Genomic DNA, 18,551 nt, shown 5'->3' on the forward strand with positions numbered 1-18,551 from the left:
GCGCGCTTTTCACGACGTACACACTCTCCCTGACGTACGTTGAATCCCACGTGATGCCGGCACTGCGCCGCAGCGGCTGCGAGACGCTGACCATCTTCGCGGACACCTCGGGGTATCGCGATTCCCTCATGGAGCAGCGGTCGCTCGGTGTCGGTCGAGACTACTCGGTGGTCCCAGTACGCTCCAAAAGCGGCATCTTCCATCCGAAGCTGGTCTACCTGGAAGCTCGCGAATCCAAAGATAGGGATGCTGACGCGCCGGCGGAGGACCTTTTCCTCGTGGGTAGTGGCAACGTAACTTACCCTGGGCATGGTGGGAACATCGAGGTATTGGAGGTCCTGAGGCCCTCCGCATGCCCCAGCGCCTTCATGCAGGGCGCTGAGTTCTTCGAGGCTCTCGCGCGTAGCGAGAAGGTCCAGATACCTGACGTGAGCGCCATGGTTGCAACGGCTACTCGTATGCGGGCAGTCGCCAGCGGCAAGACAGATGACGGCAGGGTGGAGTTCATCCACAGCCTGGTCGCATCAGGCAAGCAGCAGATGCTTGATGCCGCGACCCGTATTGGTGGCAAGTGGCACGAGCTGCTGGTCCTCTCGCCGTACCACCACTCAAGCGCAAGGCCAATTCTGGAGCTCGCCGAAGCGCTAAGCGTCAGCAAGCTGGTTGCTGGGGTGCCAGCCCGACCGGGCGAATCCAGTGCATTTCCCTTTGCTGTCGCGCGCTCGCACTTTCCCGACCTGCGGCTGGTCGCTCCCGCGGCCGGCTCCAAGCCGCGTGGTCTGCATGCGAAGTGGTTTGAGGCCCGTGGCGATACAGGAGCGCTGTTGCTGACGGGCAGCTTCAATGCAACCGTGACTTCCTTTGCTTCGCCGGACAACGTCGAGTGCGGCGTGCTGCGGCAACTGCCGGCGCCGACGACGTCTTGGGAAGAGGCTGCGGAGCCTCAGTATGAACCTGGTGACTTCCCGAAGCGGGAGGACGCACGTAGACCCTGCCTCTTCGCGGTTCTTGGTGAAAACAACGTAATGGAAGGGCAACTCCTGGTTACTGCGCCGGCCGGGGTGTGGATTGTCTGCTTGGAGTCCTCGGACGAGGTGCTCTTGCGAGAGGAGGTGGAAGTTTCAGGTAAGGGCCAGTTTTCGATTCCGCTGACGTCCATCGACACTAGCCGTCTGGGGACGCTCCAGGTCATCGCAAGCAAGGACGACATAGTCGCTAGAGGGTGGGTTCAGGTAGCTCGGGTTCTAAGGCTCGAGGCGCGGAATCGACGGCTGATAGATGCGGTCTTCCGCAAGACCACCGGCAATGAAACTCCCCAGGACGTTCAGTTGTTATTGGACATCCTCGCTCAGGAAGCCAGCCGCACCATTCAGGCAACGGTCACCCCCCGGTCGAAACAGGCAAAGCACGCTGACACGGCAAGGTTCTACGAGGTGACCGGCGCCCAGTTTGCGGCCATGAAGGTCAGCGAGGAGTCGGCCGGGGCAGGCAGAAGGTCGCTCCTCGATGCGATGAACGCCGGTGCTCGAGGGCTGGACCTGCTGGACGCGTTGATGGCGGCGCTTCTGCCGCGCTTGGGTCGCGAGCGCGACAAAGAGAATGAAGGGAACAAGCCGGTAGCGCCTGCAGACCCGTTCAGCCGCCGGTCCTCTGGCAGTGAGGCTACTGAGCAAGAGACCGAGCAGGAGCGCAAGAGGGTGCAAAGGCGCGGGCGCCAAGTGGCGCAGGTCTACGAGGTGTTGCACCTGCGCTTGTCCGAGTTGAACGCTCTTCTCGTCCGGGAGCCGGGCTCCTTGGTAGCGCTGGAGAAGGCGAAGCTTCGGCTATTGATGGTCTGGCTTGGCACAGTGCTGGTACACCAGGTAGGAGAGCTCAAGGACCCAGATGGTGCGCTTGCCTTCCTCTCGAGCACCTGGCTGCGCGAGGTGTGCAACATACGGTTGGATTGGGAAGACCGTGAGTGGCTTGCGCGGCATGTTTGTGGAGTCTCGGCAGCGTGGGCGCTCAGCCTTCAATCGAAGTACGGGGTCAGCCTTGCGCAAGTACCGACACAGCGCGCCCCCGACGAGGTTGCGCAAGCGGTCGACCCTGTGCGTGAACTGCGAAGGCGGATGCGGACCTTCTTCGGTCGCAAGTTCTCCCAGGATGACGTGGCGTCAATGGCCCAAGCCTGGCTAGACGACCCGAGGGCGACGGCGCTTGTCGGTGAGCAGGTTCAAATGGCTGTGGCCGCCTTGCGGGACGCTCTCGCGCGTCCCACCGAGCGCCAGGTGGTCACGAATGCGGTCATCTCCGGGGCTGCAAGCCAGGAAGCTGAGCTCACGACCTATGCCAGCTCATTGGCATCTCTCGTGCGGCAGATTTCCGATGCGACGCAGGCTAAGAGCGCGAAGGTTTCGAATGTGGATGTGCGTACGCTCAATCAGTGCCCCTCTGGGCGATGCGAAAATCCCTACCAGGTGGCGGTGAAGGGCGGCGGCTGGGAGCTCGAATCGGGCATCCGCTGGCGGTTGAACAAGTTCGGTGTTTACCGCTGCCGATGTGGCCAGTTCCTCGTTGCGAAGGACGGTTCATGACATCAGAAGGGCCGTTCCTTGTGGACCCGCACCCGCCTGAATCCGAGGGCGTTGACTACCTTGGCCTGCGCGCCATCAACCTGTCGATGATGGACGTGATGCTCCCCGGCATCAACAATGTCGTGGACATGATTCGGCCATTCACCCTCATGGCCTGGATTGCGTGGCGGTTCGAAGAAGGCGTAGTCGGCTGGGCAAATGTGTCTACCGATGATTTCAAGCGTTTCCAGCAGAAGGTCGAGACGGTCTATGCTTTCAGTCATGTGAAAGAGAACGACGCTGAAGGCCTACCTGGCCGTCAGCAGACAGTACCTACGGGCGACGTACTTCGATTCCAGTTCGCTGACTTCAAGCGCGCGGGCAGCATTCTCGACGCAGCTCTCTATGGACCGGCTATCAAGAGTCTTTCAGGGCTGGGATTCCTCGATTCTCCAGACGAAAAGTTCTTGAAGGTAACTACCTTCGGAAGGAGGCTTGCATTGGCGCTTGATGCGTTACTCAGGGCGCGTCTGTCTGCCGACCAGTACGCGTTTATCAGCTCTTTGACAGAAGTTGAAGCGTCCCGAGCTCTCATCGACGGACATTTCTACGAAGCCTGGAGCATCTCCTATGTGACGCAGGAGGAGCAACAGGCGTTCGCCGAGCGCCTCTTTCAGGAGGGGGCTATCCTCGCCGGAAAGCCGCCTGGCCGTCGCTCCGCGGTGCTTCTGTACGCCATCGAGACCCTCAAGCAGCTTGACAGGCCTTTGACGCCCGTGGAACTGCGAGCCGCGATGACTCGAGTGCTGCCTGCTGCGCTGCTTGAGCGCTCTGAAGCCGTCATATTCCAGCAGCTTCAACGACATTGGCAACTCCTGCAGGTGCGTCAAGCGCAGCGCCTCGCCCTCGAAACATTGTTTGGGTGGGTGGAGCGATGCCTGCTTCAGGTTCACGCGACCAACGTGGACGCCCTCGTGGAGCGCGCAATGCAGGCTCTGGATGTGGAAGTCGGGGCTCCGGCAGATGCGAGCTACCTGCGCGAGAAGATGGCGATGCTTAGGCCGGGCACGGGAGGATTGGATGAGCTCTTCGCGCTTGGCGTGACGCAACCCCAATATGACGTGTTTGGCCTGTGTGACGCGCTGGAGGGCTCTGTGAAGAGCGCCCAGCCCACCAAGGAGATGCTTGCCGCTTCGGTTCACCTTCTGCTGCTGTGCGTACGATTCGCTGAGGCGTTCCGGGAAGACGACGTGACGAGGGCGGAGGTCGGTGCTGGTGCCACCTTTAGGCTTCCGCTGGGCGCTTGGGCTGATTTCGTCAAGAGTCACGAGGGGCAGCCGATGAGCGCTGTCCTTTACAAGGTGTTCGCCCGCTTCATCATCTCCCAGCACCTCGGGGTTGCGGCCTCCCGCTCAAGTGACGAGAAGAGCCGGATGCGAATGTCTATCGAAGACAGAGGTCTTACCTCGCTCCTGCCAAATGCAAAGAAGGCTCTGAAGCCGCGGCGAACACCCGACCGCCTACCCTCGGCCCTCGCCCTGATGGCTGAATGCGGGATGCTCAAGAAGGCGGCTCCAAAAGCCAGGAATCAAGAGCCGAGTTACTCTGCTGTCTAAGGATGGAACGTCAGCTCACTTGGTCGAATGTCCTCTCATTTGTATCGCTGCACTTGCCGGACCCAGGCAAGCCCCTCCTTCAAGTCAAGGTACAGGCTCACGTACGCCTTTCGCGAGAGCGCGTCCGGTAAGGCCCAGTCCCACTTCTCGCGAGCGAGGTTGTTGAGCTTGGCGAGCAGCATGTCCAAAGTGGGCGCTTCATCGATTGCGGCATCCCGAGTGCGTCGAGACCGCCACCAAGCAGCCCGCTGCAAAGAAGTCCACGGTGAAGCGGGCAGCAGCGGCATGAGCGCGCGCAGTCTTCACGCATGGCCCGTTGAGCGGGTTCACGGGGAAAGCATTGCATGAGTCAACCCGTGTTCTTTGAAGCTGAGCGAAAACGCTTCTTTCGCCCTCTGAACAGCTCCCGCCGGGAGCTCGTCGTCGCTTGTCTACGCGCCTTGTACGAACGTCTGCACGGACCGGCAGCCGACTACGCGCACACGATGACGCGGGACGCGTTGCGCGAGCTGCTAATGGCCGTCGTGCGTGACAACCCCGACCGGCTCACCACCGAGACAGAGCAAGACGAGTTCAGCATCGCCGACGGGGAGCCGCTGCAGCTGACGAACCTATTGATGCGAGCGCTGCTCGCCGATGGCTGGCTGGAACAGTTCGCCGACCGGCACGGTCTGGTCACGGCGTTCCGATTCTCGCGGCCCGGTAAGCTGTTCGCGGAGGCTCTTTGGACGCTGGACCGCCCGAGTCGCAGCCGACAGCGGAACATGCGCGGTTGCCGAAACGCCTTGGATGCTGCCCTGCAGCCTCGCGGCGACGCTCATGACTTGGTCGACGCCTACGAATACGCCGAGAAGGTCATCGAGGACCTGACTGAAGGCATCGACTACTTCCAGGAGCTGGTGCGGCACCTGATGCAGACGGCCTCGGTGCAGCGTCAATGGAGCGAGTTCGTCGAGTTTCTCGACCGCTTCCAGCGTGATTACTCCAAGCAGCTGACGGCGGACAACGCCATGCTCAACAGACAGGCCATCCGCCAGAACCTGGAGCGGCTGCGCCAGGTGAACGATGCGAAGTTCCGCCGGATGGACGAACAGCTCCACGACATCGCCCACTGGGCGGTGAAGGAGCACTCCGGCCTCACCGTCTACGAGTGGCTTCTCGGCCGAATCGAGGCCATCGTCGACGCTGCCTGCGAGACGAAGCAGCCGGGCTTTCTCAAGGCGATGGAGACCTACCTCAAGCGCGTCAACGGGCTGGCGATGCAGTCGCTGATGCTGCGCGCGGGCCAGTTGCGCCACGCATACCTGCAGGGCATCCAGCGGGTGGCACAGGCCGAAGACCGGGAAACGCAGGACCGGCTTCTTCTCCACTACGGCGCTCACCTGGCCAACGCTGAGGTTCGGCTGCTCGACCCAGCAAGCTTCAAACTGCGAACGGCGACGCAACGGCGCAAGGCCGTCACCGTCACCATCCGGCCGCGAACCACCCGTGAGGAGCGCCTGGCTGCCGCATTGGCGCGCGCCGAGGCCGAGGCTTTCTCGCTGCCCAATGAGCTTGTGGCCGAGGGTCTGCGAGCGGACCTCCGCATCTTCCGGCACTCGGTGAGACTGTCCGCTTTGCCGACAGAGAGCGCAGAAGAGGTGCTCAAAGCAATGCAGGCGGTGGAAGCCGCACGGGCCAGTGATGGTGACTTCTCGGTGCGCAGGTTGCCTACGCGCATGGACAACTCGGCCTATTCCGGCAGCGACTACGAAATCGACCTGAAGAAATGAACCTGTCCACCGTCGTTCGCGACCAGCTGGCGCTGGTCAACATGAAGCAGGAGCGCTTCCGCGAGTTGGTCACCCGGCTGTTCTCCTATGGCGTCATCGTCCGCGACGAGGACCGCACTGAGCAGGCGCTGTACGACGATGCTCGGCGCATCCAGCAGCTGCTCGAAGATTACTTCGAACTTGCCGGCTTCCTACTGCACCACGACACGACCAATCAGTTCTACCGGCTCTACGCGCCAGGCGCTGTGGTTGATGGGTTGCCTGAGGACTCCCTCGAAGCCGTGCCTGCGCTGCGGGCCCGTGTCTCGGCTGACTTTGTTGCGGCAGCCCTGGCGCTGCGGTTCCTGTACCAGAACAAGCTGAACTCCGGCGACATCCAACCGCAAGGGGAAGCGCTTATCAGTTTCGAAGAGCTGGCCGTGGCACTACAGACGCAGCTCAAGCGCCCGCTGCCGAACGGCTCGACAGAAAAGATGCAGCTGCTTGCAGAGCTACGCAAACACCGTTTGCTGAGCTACTCGCCAACCTTCAGCATCGCCGACGAAGACGCGTTGCTAGCCATCCGACCCACCATTCTGGGCATCGTTTCCAACGACGCGATGAGCGCAGCTCTCGATACGGATGGTGTCGTCGAGCAGGTGACGACTGTAGGAGATGAGGCTGAATGAAGCTCGACCGCTTAGTACTCGTCAATTGGGGGCAACTGCCTCCAGGTGACTATGAGCTCGGCAACATGACCTTGCTGACAGGTCCAACCGGAGCCGGCAAGTCGACCATGCTCGACGCTCTGCAGACGGTGATGACGGCGTCGTATCAAGGCATCGTCGCGTACAACCCTGGCCAGGAGGAAACGCATGGCACAGGTCGGCGCGGCAAGACCAAGCGCACGCTCGAGTCGTTCATCTGTGGTGCTGAATACAGCCTCTTCTCTCGGCCCGATGGCGCGCAAGGCTGTGCGGCGGCCGTCTTTCGCCCCGAAGATGGCGAAATCGCAGCCAAGCCCTTCACCGCGGTTGTCGCCGCGGCGGCGCGGGTCGACGGGCAGGGGGAGCGGCGGGTTGCCCGACTCGAACGGCTGGAGCTCGTCATCGTTGACGAAGAAGCGCTGGGTGTCGCTGACTTCCTCAAGGACGCTCAGCAGAGCGAGTGGGTTGCCGTCGAGGACCTGGTCAAACGCCTGAAGTCGCGCTATCGCAAGGTCACCTCGTTCGACAGCCACAAGAAGGACTATCTTTGCGCGCTCTACGGGCGGTTCCGCGGCCGCACGTCCGTGACGTGGGACGAGACTTCGAACGCGGCCAAGGCGTGGAGCCAGTCCATCGCCTACAAGCCCATCGGGTCAGTGCACGACTTGGTGCGTGATGACATCCTGGAGTTCGACGCCAAACTGCTTCAAGAGAGCATCTCTCGCATCAGCGAACTTATGCGGCAGGTGACCAGCCTTCGGGAAGAAGGCGAGCGGCTGAGCGCCACCGTTGAGCGGTTGAAGTCGCTGAAGGGCGTCATCGACGAGACGGCGATTGCGTTCGAGCAGCAGGTTCAATATGACCTGCTGCTCTCAAAGGTTCACCTGCGCGACGACGAAGCCCGCGTTGCCGAGGAACGCCGCAAGATTGCAACCGACGGCGAAATCGAGGAGCGCAATCGTGCGCTTCTCCGCACGCTCACCGAGCAGTGGGACAACCTAGACCGCGGTCGTGTGCAGCTGACCGCAACCCTGCAGGGCATCGAAGCTCACGGCGTCAAGGAGCGGTTGGAGCTCCAGTTGCGAAATGCCACCACCAACGCCCGCAAGGTGCTCGAGGAGTTGGCCAAGGGCTTGCGCTCTGCCGCGAACATCGACCAGGTCGCGCGGCAGCTGGCTGGCAAGGCGGTGCCCAAGGAGTTCGCCCGCCTGCTTGCAGCTGTGGAGGCGGTTGCACGGGCGTTCGGCAAGACGGAGCTCGGCCACTTGGCAGACCTTGTGCAGGCGGTGCATCGAGTCCTGCAGTCGCCGTCGCTCGTGCCCGATGAGCTCCTGGAGCTGTCTGGCCAGTTCGAGGGACTGAACCAAGGTCTTGCCGACGTGTTCAAGACCTTGGTAGGCCCGGAGGACAGCGTCTCCATGGCCATCGCGGCCGACGAGGCATCGCTGAGCACGCGTATTGAGACAGAACAGAGAACGGTTCATGACCTAGCCAGCACCAAAGCCAATCTGGCATCCGGTAGAGGCAACTACGACCAGCCTACGGCAATTGCGGTCGCGAAAATCCGCGAAGCGCTGCCCGAAACGTCCGTGCTGGTGCTCTGCGACCTGGTCGAGCCCGCCTCCGAGAAGTGGCAGCCGGCCATTGAAGGCTACATGGGTAACGCCCGCTTCAACCTCATCGTCAAGCCCGAGTGGGAGGCGAAGACCATTGACTACCTCCACTCGTGGGGTTCGAAAGCGAAGGTGGTGCAGGGAAAGCGCTGCCTAGACAAGGCCGACATGAGCCGTGTGCCGCGCGAGTCCATCATCCACGAGTTGCACACCAACCATCCCATCGCGCGGGCGTACCTCATCGAGCAGTACGGGTCGGTCATCAAGGTGGACAGCTCGCACCAGCTGCGCGAAGTCGCTCGCGGCCTGACGATGGACGGCAAGGGCAGCGGCTCCCGGACCATGTTCGTCACGGAGCGCCAAGAACTGGTGTTCGGCCGTGCAGCCCGTGAGAGTGCCCTCCGGCGCACCACGGCTCAGCTTGAGGAAGCCGAGGGTCGACTGGCTGACCTGCAGACCCTGAAGAAGACGCTCAACGATGTTCGGTCGCTCCTGTCGACCGTGCGCGAGCCCAACTTCGACCCTGACCCGCTGCTCAACCTTGCCGGTGAGATTGAGCAGGCTGAGCGCGCGTTGAACCAGTTGGACCTGCGCGAAGTGAACGACCTGGAGACGCGCCTGGCCGAGCTGCAGCGCCAACTTGGTGATGTCGACCGAGACCGCAACGTCGCGCGTCGGGCCATCAATCTCGCCCAAGAGCGCACGGATAAATCGGAAGAGGCCATCAAGGGCATCAATGCCAGGCGCGATGACCGTTTGCGCGAGCTGCAGCGACAGATTGGCCGCCTGAAGCAACTGTGCGAGGTGAACCCAGAACGCACCTACACGGTCTTGTCGGAGCAGGTAGAGGACCAACTCGCGGTGGCATCGGTGGCAGAGGTGGTGGCACGGCGTGACCATTTGCGCAGTCTTCCTGCCTTGCGCATGGGCGAGGTTCGTGAGCAACTCAGCGAACACAACGCCAAAGCCAAGACGGAGGAACGCTTTCAGGTCCACTTGCCGTACCTCCACGAAGGCGACGGCTTCGACCCTTGCTACGGACCTCTTGTCCAGCTGGGCCGGGCGGTGGGCGCCCTGCATGCTGACCTCGAAGGCGTAGGGCTGTACAACAACCGCAATGAGGTGGGAAAGGCCGAACGCTCGTTCCACGATGTGTTCACCAAGCAGTTCTGTGTCGAAATCAAGGCCAAGGTCGATGACGGCGTTCGAACCTTGCGGCAGATGAACGCGGAGCTGCAGAACCTCAAGTTCGGCACCGACCGCTTCACCATCGACTGGTCCAAGTGGGAGCCGGAGTTCGAGGACTACTACGGCTTCTTCAGGGCGGTGGCCGAGCTGGCCGACTCCCCTGACACGGTGGACCTATTTGCAGAGACGACCCTGACCGACAAGCACCAAGCGGTACGTGACCGGCTGGTCAAGCTGCTGCTGGACAAGGACCAGGAACGGGCTGAACGCGACCTCCTGCGCATTGCCGACTACCGGAACTACCGACGCTACGAAATTTGGAACGAATCCGACAGTGGGGGTCGAATCGCGCTGTCCACCTGGGGCACCGGTTCCGGCGGCCAGTTGGAGACTCCGGCATACATCGTCCGCGCTGCCGTTGTAACGAACCGACTGAAGCTGTTCGACAAGGGGCCGAGCCTACGCCTGCTTGTGAGCGACGAGTCGTTCTCGCGTATGGACGAGCTGCGGGCCCGAGCCGTGCTGCGGTACCTGCGCGAAAGCTTGGGGCTTCAGCTGATTAGCGCGATGCCGACCCGCGGCGCTGGTGGCCTGCGCCCCGAGTTCGACCGAGAGTTCAGCTACAGCCGCGCCGGCGTCGACGACATGAACGGCGAGCTCGATTTCATCATTGAGTGCGACGAACGGCACTTCAAGAAGGACCGCATGCGCGAGATGTGGGATGCACATCGCGAGAAAGCACGCGAGCAAGCACGCTTGGCGTTCGAGGCGAAGGAGCCTGCGCCGGCAGTGCTGCAGCCCCCGCCTGGCGACTTGTTCGTGTCACGGGTACTTGCTGATGCAGCACCCGCTAGCTCCGCAGAGGCTGCGCCTTGAGCGACCGCGCTCCACTGTGGCTGCAAGGTGCTGGCGTACAGCAGCTGCTCAGCCTGTTGGTTGACAGGCTCGACAGTGCGGACCAGCGGGGAACGCGTGCGCAGTCGGTGGCGCTTGGCCCGAAGACCTGGCCAGCCCTCTACGACGCGCCGTTCGAGTCACAGAAGGAGACGCTCTGGGAACACCTCGGCGAGCTCGTGCGCTGGGGGTGGGTGGCAGTCAGGCCTGATGGCTTAGCCAGGCTGCGTTCCGGGTACGACCGGTCGCCACGAGTCACGGTCCTCAATGAACTAGCCCTGCGCGCAGCCGTTGGCCGGCCAGAGCGAGCTCGCAGCGCCTCCGAACGCTGGCGAGAAGCTGTCCTCGCTGGCCTGGCCGCCTCGGAGGAGGTCAAGCGCCAGGTCGGTGAGTTCTGCATCGACATGCCCGACCGGACCATGTCGGAAGTCGTCGCCAGGCTGAACGAACTTCCGGCCTTGAAGAACGAGCCCTTGCTGCTTCGTGAGGTCTCGTCGCAGCTCTTCTGGGGTATGTCCAAGGTCCTCGACAAGCGCCAGGCGTTGGTTGCAGCGCTGCTCGAGCTCGACGACTGCCCATTCCCGGAGTCGCCGGTGCAGCTTCAGGTCTTCCTGCCACCGGTGGGCTTCCGTGGCGTCCTGTTCATCGAGAACCTGATGTCTTACGACCGAGCCATGCGCTCAGGCAGCACCGCCTTGGAGGGGCTGGCCTTGGCGTACGCATCTGGCTTCAAAGGCAGCGCCCAGCGGATGCGAACTTCCGACGGGTGCTCGCTGTTCTTCTCAGACCAAGGCGGCGACACGCGTGACCTGCGTGACGGGTTCAAGGCCTGGCTCTTCGGGAAAGGGACCCAGCCGGCGTACTTCTGGGGAGACCTCGATTGGGCGGGTATGCGCATCCTCGCGGCCATGAGGGCGAGCTTTCCCGGGCTCACGGCCTGGCAGCCCGGCTATGCGCCGATGCTCGCGGCGCTGCGGGAGGGGCAGGGGCACTCACCTGAAGCCGCCGAAAAGCAGGGACAAAAGGCTCTCGCTCACTCTAGCTGCCCTTACGCGGACGAACAACTCGCACCCGCGCTTCGGGACACAGGCCGCTTTGTCGACCAAGAGCTCTTCAGGCCTTAAGGCCTGCTGCTCCCGCAATGGCCAAACCAATGGGCCGCTTCTTCGGCGACCCAGGCCTGCCGCTCAGGAACTTCCGATGGTCGTGGGGCGCCGTCCCGGCGCAGCGCTCCGCAAGGAGCTCGGCAGCCGAACGCTTCGTGGCACGACCTGTTATCGCAGCCTGGCACCAGGTGCCTCCGCCACTTCGTACGCCGGCGACGTGAATGGGGCTGAGCGTGGCGCCAATGTGAGACCTAGCTAGTCCCTGGTCAGTGGGAGGAACTTCATCACCGCCGCTCTGTTGCGAAGTACTATCTGCTGGGTCTTCGGCCTGTCGTCAGCGGGCTCGAGCAACCCAAGTCGCTTCAGCGCATAGAACAGCACTGCTTGTCGGCATTCAAGAATTACTTCTCCGTCGACCATGCCGTAGTCAAGCTCGATGACGCGCCGCGTTGCCTTCGGAAGGCGTGAGTTCGGAGCAAGCGCCAGGCTGACCACCTGGTGCCAAGATGAGTCATCAGTCCCGTCGGTGCCGGCCTCCTCAGCAACCTCCGCCATGAGCATCCTTGCGAGCACAAAGTCACGGAACTCGCGACGCAGGTGGCAGTAAGCGCGAACGTGCCATCGAAATCCATCGAAAGCGACACCATGCGGTGCGAGTATGCGGTCCGTGGGTTCTGGCTTGGACATTGACTGATAGCTGACCTTCAGGCACATGCCGCGGCGAATCGCAGTGAGGACCGAAACGACGATAGTCGGCTCAAGCGTCCGAATCGGGGCGGGTACGGTGACCGTAGGAGGAGTCCAGCCTAGAAAACTGAGCTCGGCCGGAAGCATCCCTGCCGTGCGGGCTAGGAGTTCGTTGAGGTACCGGCCTGGCTCGTTGGTTGGATAGAGCGGCTTGAAAGCAGAACCGACCAGATAGCCGCGGGTCTTCGCGTCGTAGGCGGCGTTTCCGGGCGCGCGCTCGAGGTACTCCCTGATGTCCAGTGTTGCTTGTGGCACGGAAATGCCAAAGAACGAGGTGAGGTCGCTGCGGTTGATTCGGCCTTCCCAGCGCAGCCTGAAGTCCAAGAACTCCAAGCGGCGGTCTTGACTCCAGCGCAGCGATTTCTCTGCGCCTGGCTCACCGGCGCCATCCGCGGCCGTGTTTGGTTCCTGGGTCATGGCAGCGATGGTACCCAACAATCGGGTTTGTACGAACAGTAACTATGCGCGTAGAATTTATGCGCATAATTTTTATTCTTGCGATGGAGGGCAACCCGCATGCGTGTCACTTTCGGACTTCGGTTGGATGAGCGGCAAGGACCCGCGGGGGCGGACTCGTTCATGGCGCCCGTGGTCGGCCGCCAGGGCTTCCTCGGTCTTCTGGAAACCTACCTGGGCCTTTCAGGCCCCGAAGTCGCACGCGCCCAGCGTGTTGCTGCGTACCAAGGCTTCCTCGAGCAGGCCCAGGCGACCGTCCAACGCTTCTACAGCCAGTCCTTCGCTGCAGACAGCGTTGGGACGGCGGCGAGGCTTCTGGAATGGCGCGATGAGTGGTACCTCGCCGGATGGGATGGCTCGGCGCTCGAGAGGTCCCCCGTCAAGCTGCGCGACTTGGCCGCTGTAGAAGCACTGGCCGCAGGTGGCGTTGCCGCGGGGGAAGGTGAGCGTCTCGCCGTAGTGGCAACTGCGATGCGCGCCGGCGCCAAGGTCCCAGTCGACCAGGTGATGCTTGCCGACGACCTGGAACTGTATCCAGCGGCGTGGGCCACCGTGCTCGAGCTCCTGCCCTGCTCAGCACCCCTGGCTCCGGCCTCGTCGGCTGTCGGCGACCTGGGCCAGATGCAGACAGCGATGCTGGCGGCAGTCGCTGCTGGCAAGGCGGCAGGCACTGTCCCCCTGGCTGGTGACGGAACGCTGGAGGTACTTCAGGCGAACTCGCAGGAAGTGGCGCAGCATTGGCTGAGTGCCACAGTGCGCTCGGAGCAGGTCGACTGCCTCATCGTTTGCGAGGACGGCGGCGCCGCTCTAGACGCATCGCTTGAGGCCACGGGCGTAGCGACCTGTGGCTTCGGAGCAGCCAGCGACCTGCGGCCGGCGCTGCAGCTCCTGGGCCTGGCTTGCGAGACCTGCTGGACACCCATCGACGTGCCTCGCCTGGTTGAGTTCCTCGTACATCCCATCGGCACGTTCACTGCGAAGGCGCGCAGACCGCTGGCGGAAGCGCTCGCGGCGCAGCCGGGCATCGGTGGCGAAAGCTGGCGTGCAGCCAAGGATTCGCTCATGGCGCTCGACAACGCCGAAGCGGTACTGGACGAGGTCGTCTTCTGGTTCGAGGGCCAGCGCTGGGACCGACACGCCGGCGCCCCGGTCAGCGTCCTGGCGCAACGGGCAGACCGAGTCAATGAAGCGTTAAAGCGCCTCGCGAGTGCTGCTGACGCTGAGTTCCTGGGCGTAGGCCCCGCGCTGCATCAATGCGAAGCGGTGCTCGCTGGACTTGCCGAGTTCCAGCGCCAAGGCGTGGCTCTTCTGGTCTCGCGGCAAGTGGAGCAGCTCGTGAGCCAAGCAACCCCCGGCGGTGCGACCAACCCTTACGGTGCCTCGCAGGTGGGCTGCCTGCAGTCGGCCTCCGTCGCGGCCGTCTGCAGCGCCGAGCAGGCCTCCGAGGTCATCTGGTGGATGCCCTCGACGCCCGTGCTGCCACGAGCTCACCCGTGGTCGGCCACGGAGCTTGCCGGGCTCAAGGAAGTGGGTGTGCAGCTGCGCGACCCCGCGGCCGAAATGGCAGCACTTTCCCGGCAGTGGCTGCGACCCATCCTGGCCGCGAAGAGGCGCTTTGTGTTGGTCTTGCCGCCGCCTGGCTGCGAAGAGCACCCCATCTGGCAGCTCGTGCATCGGCTCGCGCCTTCGTTAACCGTCAAGCGCCTCGAAGGCGAAGTCCTCGCAGGCGCCAACGGCTTGGCCTCTGTGGTCACGCGCGTCCCACTTGTCACGGCCGAGCGCTACATCGAGCTGGGCAAGCCGATTTCGTCTCGCCGGAAGGAGCAGTCCTTCACGAGTCTGAACGACCTCTTCAACAACCCGGCACTGGCCGTTCTGAAAGACGTTGCCGGCCTGCGCACTGCAACCGTGCTGGAAGCTTCGGAGGGCAGTCAGTTGTTGGGCACCCTTGGCCATCGGGTGGTCGAGAAGCTCTTCCAGCAGGAAGGCGCGCTGGCTTGGACGCCGGCGCAGGCAGGCGCTTGGTTCGACGAGATGGTCGGGCCGCTGCTGCAGGAGGAGGGTGCGCCGCTGCTGATGCCAGGCGCTTCAGTCGAGGCCCATCGCTTCAAGCAGATTTGCCGTCGAGCCATCACTTCGCTGCTTCTGAACCTTCAGCAAGCTGGTGCCGTAAAGGTTGAGACCGAGGCTGAAATCAAGGGCACGTTCGAGGGCGAGCCTTTCATCGCGAAGGTCGACTTGCTCGTGACCTTGGCCAACAAGCGGACGGTCATTCTTGACCTCAAGTGGAGCTGGGCGAAGGGCTTCCGGGAAAAGCTGGTCGAGGGCCGTCACCTGCAGCTTGCCCTCTACGCAGAACTCGTTCGGCAGACCCTGGGCAGCCTTCCAGTGACTGTGGGCTATTTCGTCTTCCAGGGCGCCGAACTGCTGGTCGCGCACCCTGGTGTCTTCGAAGCGGCTGAAGTCTGCGCGCCCGAGAGCAACGTCACGCTGCCGGAACTGGTCGTCGGTGCCGTGGCGACCTGGAAGTGGCGCCGGGAGCAATGGGCCGCGGGGCAGGTCGAGTGGGTGGACAAGCGCTTTGGCAAGCTGGTCCAACTGGGCGGCCCGGTAGGCACGCTTCCCCTTGAAGAGGTAGGCCGCTATGACGGCGAATATTTGGCGCTGATGGGCGCCGGCTGGAGGGCAGCATGAATCCCATTGAGTTCGTCAGTGCCGGTGCTGGCAGCGGGAAGACCTACCGTCTCACCGAAATCATCTCCGACGCGCTGCTCGCGGGGGCCGCGCGGCCGCAGGGCATCCTCGCGACGACCTTCACCATCAAGGCAGCCGCAGAACTGCGCGAGCGGGCTCGGTCGAAGCTTCTTGGGAGCGGACTTGTGGACTTGGCTTCTGCCGTTGGCCAGGCGCGCATCGGCACTGTCAACAGCGTGTGCGGCCAGCTGCTGACACGCTTTTGCTTCGAGCTGGGCTTGTCGCCAGACCAGGTGGTGCTCGATGAAGCCCAGACCAAGCAGTTGCTTAAGGCGACCCTGGATGGGACGCTCGATGAGGACAGCCGCATCCGGCTGATGGAACTTTCTCAGCGCCTCGCCTTTGACGACAAGGATTGGGACAAGCCCATCGCTGCCGTGGTGAACGCTGCTCGAGAAAACATGATTTCTCCAGAGCAGCTGCGGCCTATGGGTACCGCAAATGCACAGCTGATGCTCGAGAACTGGCCGGCGCCGCAGGAAGGCGTGGACCATACGGCCGCGCTTATCGCCGTGCTCGACAAGGTGGCTGGCGACATCGAGAAGTTCATCCAGGACCTTCAGGCCAGTGGCAAGAAGGTGTTTGCAAACATGACCGGTGGCCTGGACGATTTGCGCAGCCGCAAGCGCCTGTTCGAGAGCGGACGCTGGTCGTGGCAGAGCTGGGTGAGCACCCCCAACATCGACGTCGGCGCGAAGCTCGTGCACCTGATGGCGCCGCTGGAGGAGGCTGCGAAGGCCCATGAGGTGCACCCGGAGTTTCACGCGGACGTGCGCAACTACCTGGAGCTGGTCTTCAGTGTGGCTGCCGATGCGCTCGAGGCCTACGCCCAGGTGAAGCGAGCGCGCGGAGTGGTCGACTTCGGAGACCAGTGCGTGCTGCTGCTCAAGGCCCTGACTGACACCCCTGAAGTGCGCAGCGCCCTGGCCGAGGAGCTCGACCTGGTGGTCGTGGACGAGTTTCAGGATACGAACCCGCTGCAGCTGGCCATCTTCGTAGAGCTTGCGAAGCTGGCCAAGCGCTCGGTCTGGGTAGGCGACCCCAAGCAAGCCATCTACGCGTTCCGAGGAACGGACCCCGCGCTGATTGACCGCATCCTGGAATCCATCGAAGGCTGGGGCGGCACGCTCGGCGAGCCGTTGACGACTTCGCGCCGCTCGACTCCCGCTCTGGTGTCGCTGACCAACGCGGTGTTCAAGCCTGCGTTCTCTCCGCCGATGGACGCCGCGGCGGTTTGCTTGCAGCCCGTGCGTGCGCCCATTCCAGACAACGTGGACTTGTTCAACTGGACCTTCAAGAGCTCGTACCCCAACACTGACCACAAGGGCCTGGGTGCAGCGGTGTCCGAGCTGCTTGCCGGCAAGCAGCAGGTTGAGGAAAAGAAAACTGGTTCTCTGCGGCCACTCGCCGCTGGCGACATCGCGGTGCTGTGCCGCTCCAACGCCGAAATCGGCCAGGTCGTCGAGTCGCTCACTCGTTTCGGGGTGCCGTCGGCCAGCGGGCGCCCCGGGTTGCTGTCGACACCGGAGGCGAGCTTCGTGCTCGCTTGCCTGCGCCGGCTGCAGGACGCACGGGATACCGTCGCAAGTGCGCTGATTGTTTCGCTGTCGGAAGGTGCTGAACCTGCGCAGTGGTTGAACGACCGCATCGACTACCTGGCGGTCGAGGAGAACAAGCCCTATGCCTGGCAGACCAGCGGCGGCCAGACACACGCGCTGCTCGCGCGCCTGGAGGAGTTGCGGCCGCGCCTTCGTGCCCTGACGCCATCCGAGGCACTGCGCCTGGCCAAGTCGGAATCTCACGTGGCGTTGCTGGCAAGCCGGTGGTCGAGCAGTCCGCAGGAAGCCGGCATGCGCATTGCCAACGTCGAGGCCTTGGTTTCGTTGGCAAGCACCTACGAAGACGAGTGCGTGTCGGCACGCCGGCCGGCGACGGTTGGTGGCCTGCTGCAGTGGCTTGCCAACTTGGCCGCAGAGAAGAAGGACGAGCGCGCCGTTGCCGCCGAGGGGGCCGTGACGGTGCTCACTCACCATGGTGCCAAGGGTCTCGAGTGGCCGGTGGTTGTTCTGACGGGGCTGGGCGCCGGCGCCAGGACGGCGCTCTGGCAGGTGCGTGCCCGCACCGCAGGGAAATTCGACGCTCAGGACCCGCTGCGGGGTCGATTCGTGCACTACTGGCCGTTCCCTTATGGCAACTGCAATCCGCCGGAAGCTGCGATTGCCGCGCAAGCGTCGGAGCTCGGGGATGCCATGGCCAAGGAGGGACGGCTGGAGAACCTGCGCCTCTTCTACGTGAGCATGACACGTGCAAGGGACGCCATCGTCCTTGCGACCTCGACCAGGTCTGGCGCCACGGACTGGCTGGATGAAGTGGGAGCTACTGCGCTGCTCATCGGCGACGACGGACCGGTAGTGGTGCCGGACAAGAGAAAGATTGCCCGGGTCTCCAAGGCCTGGGGCAAGGACGAATGCAATGAGACTCCGGAGCCCGCGCCGGCGCAGGTGCTGCGCTGGTTCCAGCCGGGGCCGCTGCTTGCAGCGCAGCCGCTGTGGCTCCGCCCGAGTGCCACGGAGGGCGGCCGCTACCGCAAGGTTGACTTCGACCAAGTAGGCGAGCGCATTGCCATCCGCGCCGCGGTCGACATGGAGGACCTCGGCCAGGCCGTGCACCTGTGCATCGCGAAGGCGGGGGCGCATGGGCACATTTCGCTTGGCGAGGTCGAAGCCATCCTTGCGCGGTGGGGCGTCGCGGGTTCAGTTGAAAGCCAGGCCGTGCTGGACCAACTGCAAGCGTTTTGGGCCTGGCTCGAGAAGCGCTGGCGCGGTGGCGAGGTGCACGTTGAGGTGCCGCTCGAGGTGGCGCTGGCGAACGGCCAGCGGGCGCGCGGAAGAGTTGATTTTCTGGTGGACACGCCGGCGGGGTGGATTCTCCTTGACCACAAGGCGAACCCACGCGGTGCCGCGCATGAGGACAGTCTGCTCAACAGGCACGGCCCGCAACTAGATGCGTACGCTGAGGCTATCGAGCGCGCCACGGGCCGGCGGGTTCTGGAGAAGTGGCTCTTCCTCCCGGTTGCTGGCCAGGCAGCGCGCCTGGAGGCCGTCGATGACGAGGGCGTCGACGACCGGATGGCCGCGTAGTAGCGAAGGGGCTGGCGCCTCGAG

Annotated in this window: 9 protein-coding genes; 8 read left to right on the plus strand and 1 reads right to left on the minus strand. The window is 63.4% G+C overall.

All coding sequences use genetic code 11. The annotated features are described in order from the left end of the window. Nucleotides 1-53: 53 nt before the first annotated feature. The 6 genes from A8M77_RS08610 (at nucleotide 54) to A8M77_RS36415 (ending at nucleotide 11,448) form a co-directional block, all read left to right on the plus strand. Nucleotides 54-2,576 carry a hypothetical protein gene (locus A8M77_RS08610; RefSeq protein WP_143694566.1) on the plus strand — a complete coding sequence of 841 codons (2,523 nt, stop codon included), beginning with the start codon at nucleotides 54-56 and terminating at the stop codon, nucleotides 2,574-2,576. Continuing rightward, complete coding sequence (locus tag A8M77_RS08615) at nucleotides 2,573-4,171, plus strand: hypothetical protein (protein WP_086921140.1); 1,599 nt, start codon at nucleotides 2,573-2,575, stop codon at nucleotides 4,169-4,171. Before A8M77_RS08610 ends, A8M77_RS08615 begins: the two co-directional genes overlap by 4 nt. Nucleotides 4,172-4,515: 344 nt before the next feature. After that, a complete protein-coding gene (locus tag A8M77_RS08625; RefSeq protein WP_086921142.1) occupies nucleotides 4,516-5,943 on the plus strand; it encodes a Wadjet anti-phage system protein JetA family protein in 1,428 nt (475 codons plus the stop codon). Beyond that, complete coding sequence (locus A8M77_RS08630; RefSeq protein WP_086921143.1) at nucleotides 5,940-6,611, plus strand: DUF4194 domain-containing protein; 672 nt, start codon at nucleotides 5,940-5,942, stop codon at nucleotides 6,609-6,611. Before A8M77_RS08625 ends, A8M77_RS08630 begins: the two co-directional genes overlap by 4 nt. Further along, nucleotides 6,608-10,306: an SbcC/MukB-like Walker B domain-containing protein gene (locus tag A8M77_RS08635; RefSeq protein ID WP_086921144.1), complete on the plus strand. Its 3,699-nt coding sequence runs from the start codon at nucleotides 6,608-6,610 to the stop codon at nucleotides 10,304-10,306. Before A8M77_RS08630 ends, A8M77_RS08635 begins: the two co-directional genes overlap by 4 nt. Continuing rightward, entirely contained in the window at nucleotides 10,303-11,448 is a 1,146-nt protein-coding gene (locus A8M77_RS36415; RefSeq protein WP_192871568.1) for a Wadjet anti-phage system protein JetD domain-containing protein, read from the plus strand. Before A8M77_RS08635 ends, A8M77_RS36415 begins: the two co-directional genes overlap by 4 nt. Nucleotides 11,449-11,685: 237 nt before the next feature. On the opposite strand, the gene A8M77_RS08645 is transcribed toward A8M77_RS36415, so the two are convergent. After that, nucleotides 11,686-12,594, minus strand: a complete 909-nt coding sequence (locus tag A8M77_RS08645) for a helix-turn-helix transcriptional regulator (protein ID WP_143694567.1) — start codon at nucleotides 12,592-12,594, stop codon at nucleotides 11,686-11,688. Between the two features lie 162 nt (nucleotides 12,595-12,756). On the opposite strand from A8M77_RS08645, the gene A8M77_RS08650 reads away from it, so the two are divergent. Together A8M77_RS08650 and A8M77_RS08655 are read left to right on the plus strand one after the other, a co-directional pair. After that, entirely contained in the window at nucleotides 12,757-15,327 is a 2,571-nt protein-coding gene (locus A8M77_RS08650; RefSeq protein WP_158100894.1) for a PD-(D/E)XK nuclease family protein, read from the plus strand. Further along, a complete protein-coding gene (locus tag A8M77_RS08655) occupies nucleotides 15,324-18,527 on the plus strand; it encodes a UvrD-helicase domain-containing protein (protein ID WP_086921147.1) in 3,204 nt (1,067 codons plus the stop codon). The genes A8M77_RS08650 and A8M77_RS08655 overlap by 4 nt, the downstream gene beginning before the upstream one ends. Nucleotides 18,528-18,551 lie beyond the last annotated feature (24 nt).

The organism is Variovorax sp. JS1663, from assembly GCF_002157355.1.
Lineage (GTDB): Bacteria > Pseudomonadota > Gammaproteobacteria > Burkholderiales > Burkholderiaceae_C > Variovorax.

Excerpts from the sequence above, each read along its gene's own strand:
- A8M77_RS08635 (WP_086921144.1), top strand. The coding sequence starts at position 6,608 with ATGAAGCTCGACCGCTTAGTACTCGTCAATTGGGGGCAACTGCCTCCA.
- A8M77_RS08645 (WP_143694567.1), bottom strand. The coding sequence starts at position 12,594 with ATGACCCAGGAACCAAACACGGCCGCGGATGGCGCCGGTGAGCCAGGC.
- A8M77_RS08610 (WP_143694566.1), top strand. The coding sequence starts at position 54 with ATGCCGGCACTGCGCCGCAGCGGCTGCGAGACGCTGACCATCTTCGCG.
- A8M77_RS08615 (WP_086921140.1), top strand. The coding sequence starts at position 2,573 with ATGACATCAGAAGGGCCGTTCCTTGTGGACCCGCACCCGCCTGAATCC.
- A8M77_RS08650 (WP_158100894.1), top strand. The coding sequence starts at position 12,757 with ATGGCGCCCGTGGTCGGCCGCCAGGGCTTCCTCGGTCTTCTGGAAACC.
- A8M77_RS08630 (WP_086921143.1), top strand. The coding sequence starts at position 5,940 with ATGAACCTGTCCACCGTCGTTCGCGACCAGCTGGCGCTGGTCAACATG.
- A8M77_RS08655 (WP_086921147.1), top strand. The coding sequence starts at position 15,324 with ATGAATCCCATTGAGTTCGTCAGTGCCGGTGCTGGCAGCGGGAAGACC.
- A8M77_RS08625 (WP_086921142.1), top strand. The coding sequence starts at position 4,516 with ATGAGTCAACCCGTGTTCTTTGAAGCTGAGCGAAAACGCTTCTTTCGC.